A 16086-nucleotide genomic window follows, 5' to 3' on the forward strand; every position below is an offset into this window, starting at 1 on the left:
CGGTTAAGAACTTATGTTCGCGATTCTATTGTACCATAAGTTCGACAAGCTCTATGCTCTATTGTATCGATTTATTTCGATTTGGCAAAGGGTTCTTGTAAAACAACTTAATTTTGTAATATCGATAAATGGCTTGATAAGGGCGTTTTTTAAATAATCAAGCAGGTATGATGAACTTCTTAATCGGTTTTTAATCCATACAATTAAAAGCTTTAGAAAACAACAAAACATGAGGCAGAATATCCTTTGTTCTTTGCAATATTTGCAGATTTTCTAAATAAAATTCATTTTTGCCAAATAAAAAAGCATGAGAAGGAAAATCTCATGCCACTCAACTTATTTATCTAGTCAGAGCATACTCTACTTTAATACAACGATCCATTACAACCGTATATCCTTTTTCCTTTAAAAAATTGTAAGCTTCTTCGTTAGCAAGTCCCAGCTGTGCCCAGTAAACATCTGCGTCTACTTGAGCGAATTCCATGGCAACCTCCATTAATTGTTCGGAACGGCGGAAGACATTTACGATATCAACATGGCCTTCAATGTCTTTTAAAGTCGGTACAGCTTTGACGCCGAGTGCCTCTTTAATAGTAGGATTTACAGGTATAATCTCATAACCGGCTTTTTGCATAACCTCTGAAACCATATAGGATGTTTTAGCCGGATTGTCACTAAGTCCTACTACAGCAATCCGCTTTGCTTTGTTTAGAATTTCTCCTAATTCAGCCCTTGAAGGGATTTCCATCGACATACCAGTTCCTCCTTATAAAGCTTGTAGATTAAAGCATTATATTTATTCTACCTGTTTTCAAGAAAAAAATCATAAACTAAGTTTAAAGTAATTTTTTGAGTAGGTTCTCATTACTTATGCTATTATTTATTTGGCTGTGTTAAAGCTTATGGTAGAAGGTGCCGGACTCCTCGAAAATCAGAAAGTATACTTACGCATAATTTTGTACGATGTAAATCCCTGGATTCTTTCCTTAGTTTAAAGGGGAACGAGGTATTCAGCACCGGCGGAAATGCGAGCCATGAAACAGAGTCAATAGGCAAAGGGACTTACACCTACACAAAAATAGGCACAAGTAAAAAAAACAACAGATATCCATAGTTAATTCAGTGTATAGCCATTTTTTTTAATAAAGAGATTACGCTCCTTACTAACAACAATATTTTTTCAACAAAGGCAAAAATAAAAAGGAAGCCATTTAAACAGCTTCCTAAAAAATGTTTGCTATAAAAGCAACGGCTCCGGCTTTGGTTTTAAAAATGTTGAAACTCTGGGTACAACAAGAGAAAAATTCGCTCCATTATCATACGCCACGACGGTTGCAGTTCCATCCATATTCTCGAGAATCATTCTGGCCATATAAAGGCCAAGCCCAGTTCCGTGAGGTCTAGTTGTGAAATAAGGATCAAAAATTTTATTTAAATGATTTTCGGCTATACCGCCAGCATTGTCTGCAAATACAGCTTCAAGAGTATCAGCATTTTCAATTATCCTTATTTTGATACACCGGTCAGAGATCCCTTTATGGACAAAAGCATCACGAGCATTCGTAAGTATATTTAGGACCACCTGGCTGAATTCATTTGGGTACCCATAGGCCATCTGACTGCCGCGGTATTCAAATTCCACATGAATATAATGGCTTTTTAAGCTGGATGAGAAAATAGATAAAGCATCTTCAATCGACTCTGCAAGTGAAAATCTCATTTTTTCTTTATTTGGCCGGTAAAACCTTCGGAAATCATTTATAGTTTGAGACATATGTTTGATTTGGATCATACTTTCCCGTGTGAATTGGTCAATATAATGGTCATCAATTTCACCAAATTCTCTTGCCTCTCTAACATCCTGAATAAGAAGAGAAAGATTATTCAAGGGCTGTCTCCACTGGTGTCCAATGCTCGCAATCATTTCTCCCATTGCGGCCAGTCGGGATTGCTGAATAAGAATGTGATCCTTCTCTCTGTTTTTTGCAACCTCCTCATGAATCCGCTTTTCCAGATCACGATTGAGGGTCTCGGCAAAGGTTTTTCCCGCTTTAAAAAGTGTTTCTTGCTGTTTCCGTTCAGTGACATCTGTAATTGAACCCGTATATCCGTCCATTGCTCCCTCTCCATTAAAAATTGGTTTAAGTGAAAATTCCACAATTTTTGTATTTAAGCTTTGAGTAACAAAATAAAACTCCCCGGTAAGGACTTTTGTCATCACGCTGCTGCTTATTCCCTTGAGCTCGGCAGGTATTATATAATCCAGGATGCATGTGCCCAAACTATCTTCAACATTAAAACCTGTAAGATTCATCCATGAGTTATTAATAAAAAGGATATTGCCATAAGGATCAAGCTGGATAATAGCTTCCTTTATATTACTGACAACTATTTGGTACCTTTCTGCAATTTCCTTAAAATTACTTTCGCCTGCTTTTAATTTGATCATAGGCTCACTGCCCTTAAAAATATATTGGGAGATAAAAAAACAAAGTAACCAATAAAGATTGACTAGTTTTATGATAGCAAGCACTTTCAGCAGTATTTTTTCCACAGATTAGAAATAAGAGCTACAATGACCATCATCATGCTAAATCGGTTCAACTGTCATAATTTAAAGAAATAGACCTTTTTTTCAAACTGACAAACTGTTTACTAATCCCGAATAATAGTATGCCTATGTCGGCAATTATTGAAGATGAATGAAAACTAAAAAGAAGAAGTCTACAGTGGAAGTGAGAAAATCAGATAAAATGGCTGCCGGTAAACCGCCATCAAGTGCAGCAAAAACCATTATCAAGGTGACGCAGGTTAATAAATCCAAAGGGTCCAATCCTGCAAACATCAGAATAATTCCGATGAATCTTTCTATATACCAGTGACCCTTTTAAATAACCTTTCATTAAGCAGGTCTTTCCTAAGCCATTTCAATATGAAAAAGGAGGAGATGGTGTTGCTTTTAAAATAAAATCCTTATTTAGAACTTGCACATTCTTGCACTTTTTGAATTGTTTCCTCATACAAGGTAATACAATTACGGCCTCTTTTCTTTGATTCATAAAGAGCTTGATCTGCCTGTCTAAGAAGCTGTGATTTGGTTTTGTTACTTGTAAATTCTGAGATGCCAAAACTGCAGGTTATCTGCCCTTCTTCATTAAATGGGAAATCCTGAATAAGTATTCGAATGGATTCCGCCAATTGAGCTGCTCCTATTGAATCTGTTTCCGGTACTAGCAATATAAATTCTTCACCTCCCCAGCGTGCAAGAATATCACATTCTCGGATTCTTTGTTGGACAATGGTGGAAAGAGTCGTTAAAACTTCATCTCCTCTTTGGTGCCCGTACTGGTCGTTAACTCTTTTGAAGAAATCAATATCAAACATAATAATGGAAAAGGTATGTCCGTACCTTTCAGCTCTTCTAATTTCCGAGGTGAAAATTTCATCGAATTTGAGGCGATTAAATATATTTGTTAAAGGATCTATCATTGGTAGAAGAGCATTTTTTTTACTCTCTTTTTCTAACTCGGTAATATCTGTGCAAACGAATAATATCCGTCCCTGCTGTGTAATTTCCGCTGCTTTTAAAATAAATACAGCCTTCCTCCCATTTTTTCCTCTCCAGCTTACCTTCGCTGTCCCCTTCTCCTTAGTTAGGAATTCTTCAATCCATTCCTCTTTAGTATCAGGATAATAATATACGTCTTCCTCAGAAAATAGAGATATGAGTGAGCCAGCCTTTGGGCAGGGATTTTCCTTTTTGTATCCTGTAAAATTGGAAAACGCATGATTGTACTCAACAATTGAATTATTCTCGACAACAAATATAAGGTTTTCCTGAAAATCAAGTATGGCTCTGGTAAGTTTCTTTTGTTTTTCCAGCTCCTTTTCAAGCTGTACCTCGTAAACAGACTTTTGGATAGCCTGATGAAATTTATTCAAATCAATGGGCTTAAGGATGAAATGGTTTACTTTGTTTTCTATGGACTGAATAAAAAATTCATTATCATCATCTGCAGTCGTAACAATAATTTGAACCTTATCGCTGTGTTCCCGAATTTTCTCGATCATATTCAGCCCACTAAGCTGGTTCATCTTAATATCTGTTATGATCAAATCAGGTAACAGCCGGTGATAAAGCTCATATCCTTCCTCACCATCAAGAGCAACATGAATATCAGAAAAGCGGCGGTTAAGAACCCGAAGAAGTTTTTCCCTTGACTCTGCTTCATCTTCAACATAAAGGACTCTGACATTATGAAATTTGTATTTCGCTAATTGCCCAGGGGGTTTTGGCATGGTCCTCCCCTTTCAAAAATCTAGTTATGAAAAAACCGGCCAATAAGGACAATGGCCGGTTTCACTTTTGTCTTATTAAATTAAATTATATTGACATATAGCTGCTTCTTCAATAAATTGCACCAATAGTTTGAAAACTATCCGCATTTTTGTAATAAATTCGACTTTTTTTGTCCTTTTTTAAATACACCGAAAAACATTAATCACTATCAAACTTATTTCAATATAGCTTATGTTACTATTTAAAAGCGTTATTTTTTACTTACTTCCTTTTCTGAGTTTAACTGCAACGCTATCCATGCCGACTGATCTGCAAAGTAACGTGACCAGCTGCCTAGTCCCGCAAGTTTATATTTACTCACTAAATCAGCACGCTTTTTAAGGGATAGTTCGTCTTCTATCCACACTCTATAAGTGGCTTTTTCAATAGGATCGAGGTACTCTGCATAATTTTGTCCGCTATCACTATCGTATTTAGGAACTAGTTTTTTTTCTTTTATCCAAGCCTTTACTTTATCCATGGATAATGCCTGTACAGAAAGCTCAGTGCTTCCGTCTTCCATTACCGCTTCCTTCCAAAGTCTTGTATAAAGCGGAACACCGAGTATTAATTTTTCTTCTGGGACTTGTTTTAATAGATTTTGAAGATTGTCTTCAACCCACGGAAAACTAGCAACACTGCCTGCTCCGGTTGATTTTCCTGTATGCTCATCATATGCCATGACAATTAGGTAATCAGCAACCTGTGACAGTTTGTCTCTTTCATAAAATGAGGACCAGTTACTGTATCCTACAGCAAATGTAATATCCATGGAAACAGTTTTGCCCTCAGCATGAAGATAAGGTACAGCTTCTCTCATAAATTGTGTGACAAGCGGACCATCCTTAGGATCGACATTTTCAATATCAAAATTAACACCGTCCAGCTGATACTTTTGCGTAAAAGCTACAAGCTGCTGAATTATTTTATCTCGTATACTAAAGTCTTTAAACGCTTCATGTGTAAGCTCTGGATTAAATCCATTTGAAAATAACCCCCAGATTTTATACCCCTTTGCTTTTGCCTGCTGGCTATACGGAAGAGAAGCAAGGTTTCTAATGGTTCCATCCGCTTCTGTAAGAGAAAACCAGGTTGGTGAGATGACATTGACTCCAGGCATCGGAGAAGTCTTTGAAAAGTCAGGTGTTTTACTGTAAACAGCCTCCCAGGTTAATTGTATAGGACTTTTTAATAGAGGAAGAGGCTTATTTTCCACCTGTTGGCTTATGGCAATCTCTACTTTTTCGCCTCTATGCACATAATCCTTATTTATATATCCTGCGGACCCATCTTCTTTTCTGACAAAATAATAATCTTTTAATTCCTTTTCGATTCGGACGGGCTCTCCAAGAACAGTTTCACCTGTATAAGGAAAATCCAAACCCGGACCAGTCCTAAGTCTTAACTTTGCTTTTTTTATTTTATTTTTTTCAATTTTGCCCTTAAAGTAGCTGTCCCCATTTTTCTCAATAAGGATTGCACCACTTTTGGGAAGCTTTCGATATTGGATTGCATAATAGTCTGCTAAGGAATCAGCAGCTAAATATAACTTCCCCTCTTTTGATAATACAGATGGAAAGGGCAAATTTACCGGCTTCCTATTATTAAAATAAACAAGTGAATTTTCAGGCATTTGCAAGACCTTATCTTTAGTCGTTAAAATGACAGACTTTGATTTTCCGTCATATACCAAATTAGGATCGAGGTATTTTTTAAAAAAATCAAAAGGCAGATAAAGTTCCTTTGCTGAAAATAGAGCATTTCCTTTGGTACTCCCGTGATAAATGATTGAATTGCTGCCTTGAAAATAGGATTTCCTTTCGTTTGAGGCAAAAGGGTACGAAATAAGAAGAATAATAGATGATGTTAAAAATAAAAGGACTAAAGTACAGCCAATTATCCATTTAAATGCTGGTGTTTTCTGTTTGTGATATTCTATTCGAGCCATTCAATTTCCCCCTTCATTCTACTGTATAAAAAACCCATGGAAATGAAAAGGCATTTTGGAATTAAAAAGAAAAAAGGAACCTCAAATTTAGAGATTCCTGTTACAAAAATAGATATCCAGCAGCTGCCCCTAAGAGAACAATGATCCACGGAGAAGCTTTCCAGTAAGAAGATACCCCAAATAAAATACAACCGATCGCAAACTCTTTCCCTGATTGAATAGCACTTGTAAAAATAGGATTATATAAAGCTGCCAGCAATATCCCCACCACTGCTGCATTCACACCTGCAAGCATACCTGATACAGCTGGTTTTTGTCTTAATTTCTCCCAAAAAGGAAGAGTACCGGCAATTAACAGAAATGCAGGCAAAAAAATGGCTATAGTAGCCGTTAGAGCAGCCTTCCATCCACCTATCGCTGCTCCGAGATAAGACGAAAAGGTAAACAAAGGTCCTGGTACAGCTTGAGCAGCGGCATAGCCTGCTAAAAATGATTCCTTGCTTAACCATCCTTGAGGCACAAACTCTTTTTCTAGTAATGGCAGCACAACATGGCCTCCTCCAAATACAAGAGCACCGCTTCTAAAGAATTTATCAAATAATTGAAGACTAACAGAACCATTGTAATAGCTTAAAAGGGGCAGTAATGCTAATAATAATGAGAAAAGAAAAAGAGCAATTATGGATGTTTTTCTGTTTATATCAATCGAAAATGCAGTTACCATATTTTCAGGTTTCTTTTTTAAAAACAACCAGCCAAATCCAGAAGCTATTAAAATCACCAATATTTGCACAGAGCTTTGATTCCAAATGAGAACAGCCGCAGCAGAAAGCAGCGCTATAGTGGCTGTTATCTTCTGGTTTGCCAGTTTTCTTCCCATATCAAGTACTGCCTGAAGGACTATCACTACCGCAACAATTTTTAATCCGTGAAGCCAGCCCTGACTGCTAATATCTAACCCCTTAAGAAATATAGCAAATAAGACAAGTAAAATTGAAGAAGGAAGGGTAAATCCCAAAAAAGATGCCAAACCGCCTATTACACCTGCCCTCATCATTCCAATTCCCATTCCAACCTGGCTGCTGGCCGGTCCGGGAAGGAATTGACACAGTGCAACTAAATCGGCAAAAGCTTTTTCATCAAGCCATCTTTTCTTTTTTACGTATTCATTATGAAAGTACCCAATATGGGCTGATGGTCCGCCAAATGAGAACAGCCCTAGCTTTAAGGAAACAAGAAAAAGCTCACTTAATCTATGTATTTTTGATTTTTCGGCAGAAATGCCAGACACGAATGAAAACCTCCATTTCGAGTTTGATTAATATCATTTAAATTATAATTCATTTTTAAAAAAAAATAATGTACTTGAAAAATAAAAAATGGCTCCCGAAGGAACCATTTTAATTTTTCATCCGTTTTATTTATCTCCACAAAATTAATAGAGAATTTCTTATTGCACAAATTTGACTAGCATATGAGCCAGTTTATGTCTCTCATCTTCAGTTCCAACCTTCCAAAGTTCCTGTAATAATCGTTCTTCACTATTCTTTGGAGATTGCTTTTCAGCAAGGAAACCGGCTACCTTTTCAGCAGCCTTTGCAAGCTGTTCCTCACCCATTCCTATTTTTTCTCCCATTTCTACTTTTCCTTGCAAAAAGCTTTTAAACTCATCGAAGTTAGACATAACCTCTTCATTTTTATTCACTTCGTTTTGTAACTTGCCTTCATTTAATTGCTTGTCCATCTTTATCACTCCTTTAGAATTTTGAATAATTCCCTATACGATTCCCCGTGACAGGATAAATAAACTTCTGTTAGCACATCGAATGTGCTATGTGATTTTAAAAGGTGGGATGGCGTTTTCATAAATAAATGGTACAATAAAAGCACTGGATCTAATTAAAGAAGGGGAAATTTTTAATGGCAATAACAATCATAATCGTGATCCTGGCCTATTTGCTCGGTTCAATACCTTCCGGACTGATTATTGGAAAAGTTTTTTACGGGATCGATATTCGCGAGCATGGGAGCGGAAATCTTGGAGGGACAAACTCATTCCGAACTCTTGGGAAAAAGGCAGGTATAGCAGTTACTCTTGCTGACATTTTAAAAGGAACACTGGCGGCAGCCTTGCCAGTCATATTTCATTCCGATTTAAATCCTCTCTTTGCGGGGATCATTGCTGTAGTGGGACATATGTATCCCATTTTTGCAGGGTTTAGAGGTGGTAAAGCAGTAGCCACATCAGGAGGGATTCTCCTTTTTTGTGCACCTGCTCTATTTATAACCGTTCTGGTTGTTTTTATTCTATCTTTATACCTTACAAAGTATGTTTCTCTTTCTTCCATGGTGGCAGCCTTGACGGCTTTATTGTTTGCCATTTTTGTGAATAGGGATATCCCCCTTATAATCGTTGTTTCACTATTGGCTTTGTTTGTCTTTTACCGTCATAGAGCTAACATTAAACGAATTATTAATAAAACTGAACCCAAAATAAAACGGCTTTAAAGAAACCTTTTGGTTTCTTTAAAGCCATTTTTACGTAAAGCTGCGCTTTCCCTTTATGAAATTTTTAGCCTCTATACCATTCCTAGTCTCTCCGAGTTTTTTATATTAATGTCTTTTCCTGCCGTAATCCCTCCTTTTTAGTTGTTTTTTCACAAATTGTAAGACATTGTAAACTTTAGTGAATGTTTGATATTATAATAGTATCTGAGTTTTTAACCTTAAATAATACAGAATCCGGAATGATTGACACTCAATTAAAATAAAATGAACCGAAGACTTTTATTTTTCTTTAAAGGATGGGAATGGATGGATTTGAATGGTTTATTTATAAAAGAAGTGCCTTTTCCATATTTTATTTTTAATAAAACGATGGAGTTTAAGGCTTCCTCCCAAAAAGCACTGGAAGTTTTTCCGGGAACCGAGGATTTTATTCAATTAATTGATCTCCAATTTCAAGAAGATACTATTCAATTCTTATTATCAGAGGATGATATTACATCAATTGAGGTTCCAATGAACGAAAAAAACCAGAAACGTTTTTATCAGATTTATAAGGCAAAGGACCCTTCTGGGAGCCTTCATCTTTACTGCCTTCCAATTAGTACTGAATTGGCGGAATTGCAGGAGATGATGGACAGGATTGAACAAAAATTAAAACAATATAATCTAGAGCTTGCAGATAAGAAAGAATACCTTGAAAAAAGTGTGGAGATTTTAAAAGAAGCTGCTATAAAGGCTGAACGGCGGGATAATATTGAAAATCTGGCCGCAGGCATAGCGCATGAAATTAGAAATCCACTTACAACAGTAAAAGGCTTTATTCAGCTATTAAAACCCTATTTAAAAGAAATTGGCAAAGAACAATATGCGGATATTGCCCTGGAGGAAATTAATAGAGCTAACAGCATTATCTTTGAGTTTTTAAACGCGGCTAAGCCTGAAGTCGAAGCAAGACATAAACGGTCGGTAAATCACCTTGTTAAGGATATTGCTATGCTTTATGAGAGTGAGGCCATCCTGAGAAATATACATATCCAGACGATTCTAGATGTGGAAGACATTAATCTAGAAATAGATACCAACCAGTTAAAACAGGTATTGATAAATATGATAAAAAACAGCATGGAAGCATTTGAAGAATCAACGGGGACCGCTGCGGAAAGATCCATTGTACTTCTGACAAGAGTAACCAAGGATATTGCGATAATTAGTATAAAGGATAATGGTTCTGGTATGTCTCCAGAAACAATAAAAAATCTTTTCCTTCCCTTTTATACAACGAAGGAAAAAGGAACCGGAATCGGTCTAAGTGTTTGTAAGAAAATTATTGAAGAAAACGGCGGAACCATTCAAGTTGACAGCATGCCAGGTACTGGTACAATATTTAAACTTTGCTTTCCATCTATTCTCTTTTCAAAGGAAATGAGATTATCTCATGAAGGGGCTTAATTTAGCCTGTAATGTTTTTTGATAAGGCATTTAATTGCATTTCTTGTCACCTTATAGTCAAAAGTAACACATTCATGAAGGAGCAAGATCATGTAAAATAAAGGTAAGTCCTAATTTGGAAGGAGATCTTTAATATGCCATTGGATAAGAATGCTTTGGTATACGCTGTTTTAGCTTCGGGTACAGAATCAAAAGATGAGTTCAGAGTAGAATTTTATCAGTATTCAGAAGGATTGGAATGTAGTGGATCTCCCGTAAAAGTGATTGATAATTTTGATGAACTATTAGCGTTTTTGGACGAGATGGAAGAAGACAATACGTTAGAAACAGCATAAAAGCGGACTCCCAAGGAATCCGCTTTTTTTATATTCTTAACAATTGAAAATTCCCATTTCCAAAAACATCTTTTATATAATCCAGCTTAGTATTATTGAAATATACATGATCCTTTTCATGGATTAAGATATTTAAATCATCGAATTCATATAGCTGATCATTTTGCAGTTTCTGCTCTTCCAGAGACAGATTTAATTTTGGGCCGCCTCAGCCAATTCCCATGGTTAATCGGACAAACAGCTGTTCATCCTCTGGTTTCTTTTCTCTATTAACGGCACTCTTTAACATTTCCTGTGCCTTCCCCGACAATTTAAACATAGAAACTCCTCCTTCTTTTCCAAAAAAAAACTATTTCAAATAATCCAATTGAATTGCATAATGGATATATAGCATATTTTGTCCTAAACATGAAAAAAATGTATTTTTAGGAGATGAAGATGAAAAAATTAACCGCTTATTCCCTCTTTATTCTTTTGGCCTGCTTTGCTATTTCATCCTCTTTACTGTTTAAACAGTATCACAAGGCAGAAGCAAAGACCAAAGAGTATGCATCAACAAAACTCTCCCCGCGGACTTATAGTCTGGAGGGAAAAACAATTACTGAAAAAATCACGGTTGCCGCCATTGGAGACATACTAATTCATGACTGGGTTTATCAAGATGCCGATAAAGGAAATCAGTATGATTTTAATCCTATTTTTCAGCCTGTTAAAGGAATGATGGAAACACCGGATATATTAACTGCCAACCAGGAAAGCACTCTGGGAGGCACAGAAATGGGTCTTTCCAGCTACCCAATGTTTAATAGCCCTCATGAAGTGGCGAATGCATTAGTCAATGCTGGTGTTGATATAGTTTCTACGGCAAATAACCATGCGCTCGATAAAGGAGAAAAAGGAATTTCTTCTGAAACTAACTATTTAGACAGCATAGGTCTTCCTCATGTTGGAAGTTTTATAGATAAGAAGGATCAGGATGCCTTGAGGATTATTAATAAAAAAGGTATCAAAACAGCCTTCTTGTCCTATACCTATGGTACAAACGGGATTCCTGTTCCCTTTGGTAAAGACTATTTGGTTAATATCATTAACAGAGAACAAATGAGTGAAGAAATCCACCGTGCCAGATTACAAGCTGATGTCGTTATTATGAGTATTCACTGGGGAAATGAATATCAAAGATACCCTACGGAAGATCAAAAGGAACTTGCCCGCTTCCTCGCAGATCAGGGAGCAGATGTCATTTTTGGTTCCCACCCACATGTACTGCAACCAATGGAGTGGATCAAAGCTAAAGACGGACGCCAAGTACTGACAGTCTATTCACTGGGGAATTTTATTTCCGGCCAGATGAGAGATTATAAGGATATTGGAGGAATGGCTTCAATCGAAATCACAAAAAGTGTTGATCACAATGGTAAGAGGATTCAGCTTTCAAATCCCGTATTCCAGCCAACCTTTGTTGCTCAGCAGCATCTCAAAAACTACAGGGTCGTTCCACTTCAGCAGGCAGGAAGTTACGGTTTTTCGGAAGCGGCTGCCAAAAATATCGAAATTGAGAAGTTTATGACTCAGTGGCTTAAATAATAGTTTTTAAAAATACTCGGCTTCAGGCCGGGTGTTTTTTATAAACTATCGAAACTCCTTTATACCCTACCATTCCCCTTCTTAATAAAAAATATTCTCCTTTTGATTCACCCTATAAAACCCCATAAAAGCTCCTTTCTCGATTCTTTCTTCAAGTTCTTTTATAATGAATAACATATACTAAGATTTTAACACCTTGGAATGCGGAAGGAGATTGGAATGAATATTATAATAAACGATCAGGCAGCAGCGTGGTATAAAAGAGAAATGGATTTAAAACTTGGGGACTTTGTTCGTTTCTATGTTCGTTATGGCGGCTGCAGTACAGTTCAAAGCGGTTTTTCGCTTGGAATCTCTACAGAAGAGCCAACTGATGCGGCAGTGAAAACAGAAAAAGATGGTATTACTTTTTATATAGAAGAAAAAGATGTTTGGTACTTTGATGGACATGATTTATCTGTTTCCTTCCATGAGCAGGCTGACGAACCAGTATTTAATTATGATAAATAAGAAAAGGGTAAGCACCTTTTCAGTGAAGCAGCCGCTCGAGAAACATCACCCCATGTCACTTCTTTGAAATTGACGTCCTAGGATGAGGATTTACTGCACCAAATACCGCCTAACCGTCATACTTACTTAATGAAAGATACTCCAAGAAGCTTATCAGTGATGAGAATTTTCTTGGTGCATAGATAGTATTAAAAGAGACGGCAATTATGCCGCCTCTTTTATTGTAATAGCTGATCAGAAAATCCTTCCTGAACCAAGACTTCCTTTTGTTTATCTCCAAGCAGGTCAAAATGGGAATATCCATCTTTTCTAATATGAATCCATTCCTTTTTAAGCCCATACTTTTTACCCCATTCGGCAAGCTGTGTTAGATTGGCGCAGCCTGCTTTTGTTACTGACTTACAGTCTGGAAACCGGTCATCCAGCCAATAATGTGTTAAAAAGGCAATTTCACCTTCATCTATCTTTCTCTTCCATTCCCTAACTTCTTCTTTTTTAATTCCGAAGGCCATTTAGAATCTTCCTTTATTCTGCAGTATGCTGTTTTTTGGCATTTTCATAAGCTTCATGCCATTCAGGAAATAATCGTTTAAGGGATATGGGTCTGAAGCTATCCTTTTTAACACATACATGTTTAGAATTACCAAGCAAAGCTATTTCACCTGATTCTGTCAGGATTTCATATCCATAAGTTACTCGAAGTCCATCGTACTCCTCAACCCAGGTTTTTACTGTAGCTTTTTCTCCATATCTCACAGGTTTTTTATAGGAGGCCTGAATATCAATGACAGGAGAAATGATGCCATCACGCTCCATTGCAGCATAATTAAATCCCAGTTTCTCTATAAAGCTTGTTCTTCCCAGCTCCATCCAAATCAAATAATTCGCATGATAAACTACTCCCATTTGGTCGGTTTCCGCATATCGTACCTCTATTTCCTTTGTTCCTACTATCATAAGCTATCCCCTTTTTCCGCTTTGTGCAGCGCTTTTTCTGCATCTTCTTTTTCTAATAATCCTGCTTTTTCATCCATTCCATCCAGAGAGCCGCTATTCATCAGCCGCATAGCCTGGGCCTGGATCATTCCATCAACGAGGTTAGCAGCAAACCGGCCGTTCCCTTGAACAAAGCGATCCTGAAGGGTATCAAAAATAAGGGCTTCGGCTTCCTCCGTTATCCTATATTGGAACTTTCCTGCGTAAGATGACATAATGGCAAAAAGCTCCTCAACGGTATAATCAGGAAAGTGAAAAAACTTCTTAAATCTTGACCTAAGGCCAGGATTGCTTTCGAGCAGACTTTCCATTTCTTTAGGATAACCGGCAAGTATAACCACCAGATTTTCATTATGCTTCGTCATTTCATCTACAAGTGTATCAATTACTTCTTTACCAAAATCCCCCGACGTATGACTAAGAAGTGAGTAGGCTTCATCTATAAATAGTACGCCTCCCAGTGCTTGCCTGATTTTTTTCTTTGTTTTTGAAGCAGTCTGGCCAACATATCCTGCTACGAAATCCGCTCTGCTCGCAACAAGTAAATGGCCGCGCTTAAGAATTCCATACTCTTTTAAAAATCCAGCATATATTTTGGCAACCGATGTTTTACCTGTACCAGGATTTCCGGTAAAGACTGCGTGAAGCTGTATCGGAACAGGTGGAAGATTATGCTCTCTTCTGTATTGCTGCATTTTCACGAAAGCCATAAGAGACTTAACTTCTTCTTTAAGTTCTCCGAGGCCAATTAACCCATTTAACTCTTCAATAGGTGAATCGGAATTTTCATTTGAAGGGCGTGAAAAATCTTCTTTTTCTAGAAGTGTAAAGCGGATTATATTGCTGTCACTTGTTGATTTCTTAGATCCTTTGGAAAAAATCGCGTTTAGCATTAGATTTCGTACAGTTCGCGCATTGCCAAAAGTGTCGTCTACTCTTTCCTGTTCGAGCCTCTGCAATAACGCAATATTTGCATCTTCAGTCAGTATATAATCATTTTCTTTGGCAAATTGGTCAGCTATTTCAAGTAATTCATCATTACTGTAATCAGGCAAATGAATGAAGTTAGAATGGGGAAAGCGGCTCCGAAATCCTGGGTTAGCATCTAAAAAGGTTCTCATTTCATCTGGATATCCCGCTAAAATGACAGCAAACTTTCCGCCATATTCCCTGCCTGTCATAAGAGAAACAAGCGTATCTATCGCAGTCTGGCCATAATCATTACCAGTCTGCCCTTCCCTCTTTAAGCTGTATGCCTCATCGATAAAGAGTACTCCGCCCACAGCCTTTTCAACGATTGCTCTAACATTTTCTTCAGTTTGTCCTACAAAGGCTCCCACTAATTGCGAACGGTCAGCCTCAATTACCTCTTCCCTTGGCAAGACTCCCAGCTCAAAGTATACTTTGGCCAGCAGACGGGCGAGAGTTGTTTTTCCTGTTCCGGGGTTCCCGGTCAAAACCATATTTAGACTTACATCATCCTTTGTTTGAAATCCAAGACTTTTTCGCTGTCTTTGGTATTTAAGGAAATTATAAAGGCTATTTATACGTTCTTTAACAGCAGCCAGGCCAACCATTTGATTTAATTGTTCAAGGGCTATTGGGGCAACTAAAGCAGGCTGCTCCTCTTCTATGAACAGTGCCTCCCACTGGCTTTGAATTTCCTCCAGCTTAGAAAGGTGGAGCTTTAAATCCTGAACATGAACAGCAGTGTGGAAGACTCCAATGATAGATTCCTCATATTCCTCAGATGCCTTTAAAAGCTCTGCTGTAACCTCGACAACCTCGGATAATAGAGAAACGATGTTTTGGTAGATCTTTTTTAAATCAGGATTAGTCCAATGCACAGTATTTCTGAGCTTGGACTGAAGTTCCTCTAAGTCGTTTTCGGCAGTATCTAAAAAATTTCTGCATATAAGTATATATTGCTCGGCGATTTTCTTTTTGGCTGTCCGATTGTCTGTTTCTCTAATAGGAGGAAAACTTAGCTGATCCAGCAGCTTCCTTTTCTTTTTCCATTCAAATTGAAGTAAAAAAGAATTTGCTTTACTATTTTCCGAATCCAGCTTAACCGCTCTTTCTAGCCAGCCAAGAGCAAGTGTATCTCCTGGCTTTTTTTCCATTCGTGAAAAAGCCGCTATCGAGAGTAGTCTGCTTAAAAGTTCATTATCTTTTTCCTGATCAAGAGAATCGATTAATGAATATAGGAGGGCCTCGTTTTTAAGGTTACTGTGTGTTTCAAGCTGCTGCTCCCAAGCATTTATTATTTCTTTTAAATTAGCTGTATTAACTTTTTGTTTATTCAAATTTTCATCACTTCTTCATCCAAATTTCCGTTTATATCTTATCATAACCAATAACGGCAGGCTAAAAAAGAAACTTGTCCTAAAAAAACCATAATCCTATTTCTTAAT

General features: G+C 37.3%; 15 protein-coding genes. 6 read left to right on the forward strand and 9 right to left on the reverse strand.

All coding sequences use genetic code 11. The features are described from left to right. Positions 1–340 precede the first annotated feature (340 nt). Both AC3WR0_RS06515 and AC3WR0_RS06520 read right to left on the reverse strand, forming a co-directional pair. Complete coding sequence (locus AC3WR0_RS06515) at positions 341–754, reverse strand: CoA-binding protein (RefSeq protein WP_492551539.1); 414 nt, start codon at positions 752–754, stop codon at positions 341–343. Positions 755–1237: 483 nt separating this feature from the next. Continuing rightward, a complete protein-coding gene (locus AC3WR0_RS06520; protein ID WP_492551540.1) occupies positions 1238–2449 on the reverse strand; it encodes a PAS domain-containing sensor histidine kinase in 1212 nt (403 codons plus the stop codon). A 280-nt stretch (positions 2450–2729) separates the two neighbouring features. Here AC3WR0_RS06520 and AC3WR0_RS06525 point away from each other — a divergent pair, with 280 nt between their 5' ends. Beyond that, a complete protein-coding gene (locus tag AC3WR0_RS06525; protein ID WP_492551541.1) occupies positions 2730–2882 on the forward strand; it encodes a hypothetical protein in 153 nt (50 codons plus the stop codon). A gap of 91 nt (positions 2883–2973) precedes the next feature. Here the strand turns inward: AC3WR0_RS06525 and AC3WR0_RS06530 are convergent, their stop codons facing one another. The 4 genes from AC3WR0_RS06530 to AC3WR0_RS06545 form a co-directional block, all read right to left on the reverse strand. Then, positions 2974–4299, reverse strand: coding sequence for a diguanylate cyclase (locus AC3WR0_RS06530; protein ID WP_492551542.1), 1326 nt, complete (start codon positions 4297–4299; stop codon positions 2974–2976). Between the two features lie 251 nt (positions 4300–4550). Then, positions 4551–6287, reverse strand: coding sequence for a glycosyl hydrolase family 18 protein (locus tag AC3WR0_RS06535; protein ID WP_492551543.1), 1737 nt, complete (start codon positions 6285–6287; stop codon positions 4551–4553). A gap of 100 nt (positions 6288–6387) precedes the next feature. Then, the gene (gene chrA / locus AC3WR0_RS06540) at positions 6388–7578 is read right to left on the reverse strand and encodes a chromate efflux transporter (RefSeq protein ID WP_492551544.1); all 1191 of its coding nucleotides are present in this window, start codon (positions 7576–7578) and stop codon (positions 6388–6390) included. Between the two features lie 159 nt (positions 7579–7737). Further along, the gene (locus AC3WR0_RS06545) at positions 7738–8031 is read right to left on the reverse strand and encodes a DUF3243 domain-containing protein (protein ID WP_492551545.1); all 294 of its coding nucleotides are present in this window, start codon (positions 8029–8031) and stop codon (positions 7738–7740) included. Between the two features lie 176 nt (positions 8032–8207). On the opposite strand from AC3WR0_RS06545, the gene plsY reads away from it, so the two are divergent. The 5 genes from plsY to AC3WR0_RS06570 all read left to right on the forward strand — a co-directional run bounded on the left by plsY (position 8208) and on the right by AC3WR0_RS06570 (position 12676). Beyond that, positions 8208–8795 carry a glycerol-3-phosphate 1-O-acyltransferase PlsY gene (gene plsY, locus AC3WR0_RS06550; protein WP_166026309.1) on the forward strand — a complete coding sequence of 196 codons (588 nt, stop codon included), beginning with the start codon at positions 8208–8210 and terminating at the stop codon, positions 8793–8795. Positions 8796–9101: 306 nt separating this feature from the next. Further along, on the forward strand, positions 9102–10244 hold the full coding sequence (locus AC3WR0_RS06555; RefSeq protein ID WP_492551546.1) for an ATP-binding protein: 1143 nt from the start codon (positions 9102–9104) through the stop codon (positions 10242–10244). A 134-nt stretch (positions 10245–10378) separates the two neighbouring features. After that, a complete protein-coding gene (locus AC3WR0_RS06560; RefSeq protein ID WP_492551547.1) occupies positions 10379–10579 on the forward strand; it encodes a hypothetical protein in 201 nt (66 codons plus the stop codon). Between the two features lie 438 nt (positions 10580–11017). Beyond that, positions 11018–12166, forward strand: coding sequence for a CapA family protein (locus AC3WR0_RS06565; protein ID WP_492551548.1), 1149 nt, complete (start codon positions 11018–11020; stop codon positions 12164–12166). Between the two features lie 219 nt (positions 12167–12385). Further along, the gene (locus AC3WR0_RS06570) at positions 12386–12676 is read left to right on the forward strand and encodes a HesB/YadR/YfhF family protein (RefSeq protein ID WP_492551549.1); all 291 of its coding nucleotides are present in this window, start codon (positions 12386–12388) and stop codon (positions 12674–12676) included. 218 nt (positions 12677–12894) lie between these two features. Here AC3WR0_RS06570 and AC3WR0_RS06575 read toward each other — a convergent pair whose 3' ends face one another. From AC3WR0_RS06575 to AC3WR0_RS06585, 3 genes are read right to left on the reverse strand one after another with little or no spacing between them, the layout of a single operon-like run. Further along, complete coding sequence (locus tag AC3WR0_RS06575) at positions 12895–13188, reverse strand: hypothetical protein (protein WP_492551550.1); 294 nt, start codon at positions 13186–13188, stop codon at positions 12895–12897. A 13-nt stretch (positions 13189–13201) separates the two neighbouring features. Next, entirely contained in the window at positions 13202–13633 is a 432-nt protein-coding gene (locus AC3WR0_RS06580; protein WP_492551551.1) for an acyl-CoA thioesterase, read from the reverse strand. Beyond that, positions 13630–15978 carry an AAA family ATPase gene (locus AC3WR0_RS06585; RefSeq protein ID WP_492551552.1) on the reverse strand — a complete coding sequence of 783 codons (2349 nt, stop codon included), beginning with the start codon at positions 15976–15978 and terminating at the stop codon, positions 13630–13632. Before AC3WR0_RS06585 ends, AC3WR0_RS06580 begins: the two co-directional genes overlap by 4 nt. Positions 15979–16086: the final 108 nt, after the last annotated feature.

The organism is Neobacillus sp. FW104-15D2, assembly GCF_058790155.1.

Excerpts from the sequence above, each read along its gene's own strand:
- AC3WR0_RS06515 (WP_492551539.1), bottom strand. The coding sequence starts at position 754 with ATGTCGATGGAAATCCCTTCAAGGGCTGAATTAGGAGAAATTCTAAAC.
- AC3WR0_RS06520 (WP_492551540.1), bottom strand. The coding sequence starts at position 2,449 with ATGATCAAATTAAAAGCAGGCGAAAGTAATTTTAAGGAAATTGCAGAA.
- AC3WR0_RS06530 (WP_492551542.1), bottom strand. The coding sequence starts at position 4,299 with ATGCCAAAACCCCCTGGGCAATTAGCGAAATACAAATTTCATAATGTC.
- AC3WR0_RS06535 (WP_492551543.1), bottom strand. The coding sequence starts at position 6,287 with ATGGCTCGAATAGAATATCACAAACAGAAAACACCAGCATTTAAATGG.
- AC3WR0_RS06545 (WP_492551545.1), bottom strand. The coding sequence starts at position 8,031 with ATGGACAAGCAATTAAATGAAGGCAAGTTACAAAACGAAGTGAATAAA.
- plsY (WP_166026309.1), top strand. The coding sequence starts at position 8,208 with ATGGCAATAACAATCATAATCGTGATCCTGGCCTATTTGCTCGGTTCA.
- AC3WR0_RS06555 (WP_492551546.1), top strand. The coding sequence starts at position 9,102 with ATGGATTTGAATGGTTTATTTATAAAAGAAGTGCCTTTTCCATATTTT.
- AC3WR0_RS06560 (WP_492551547.1), top strand. The coding sequence starts at position 10,379 with ATGCCATTGGATAAGAATGCTTTGGTATACGCTGTTTTAGCTTCGGGT.
- AC3WR0_RS06565 (WP_492551548.1), top strand. The coding sequence starts at position 11,018 with ATGAAAAAATTAACCGCTTATTCCCTCTTTATTCTTTTGGCCTGCTTT.
- AC3WR0_RS06570 (WP_492551549.1), top strand. The coding sequence starts at position 12,386 with ATGAATATTATAATAAACGATCAGGCAGCAGCGTGGTATAAAAGAGAA.
- AC3WR0_RS06575 (WP_492551550.1), bottom strand. The coding sequence starts at position 13,188 with ATGGCCTTCGGAATTAAAAAAGAAGAAGTTAGGGAATGGAAGAGAAAG.
- AC3WR0_RS06580 (WP_492551551.1), bottom strand. The coding sequence starts at position 13,633 with ATGATAGTAGGAACAAAGGAAATAGAGGTACGATATGCGGAAACCGAC.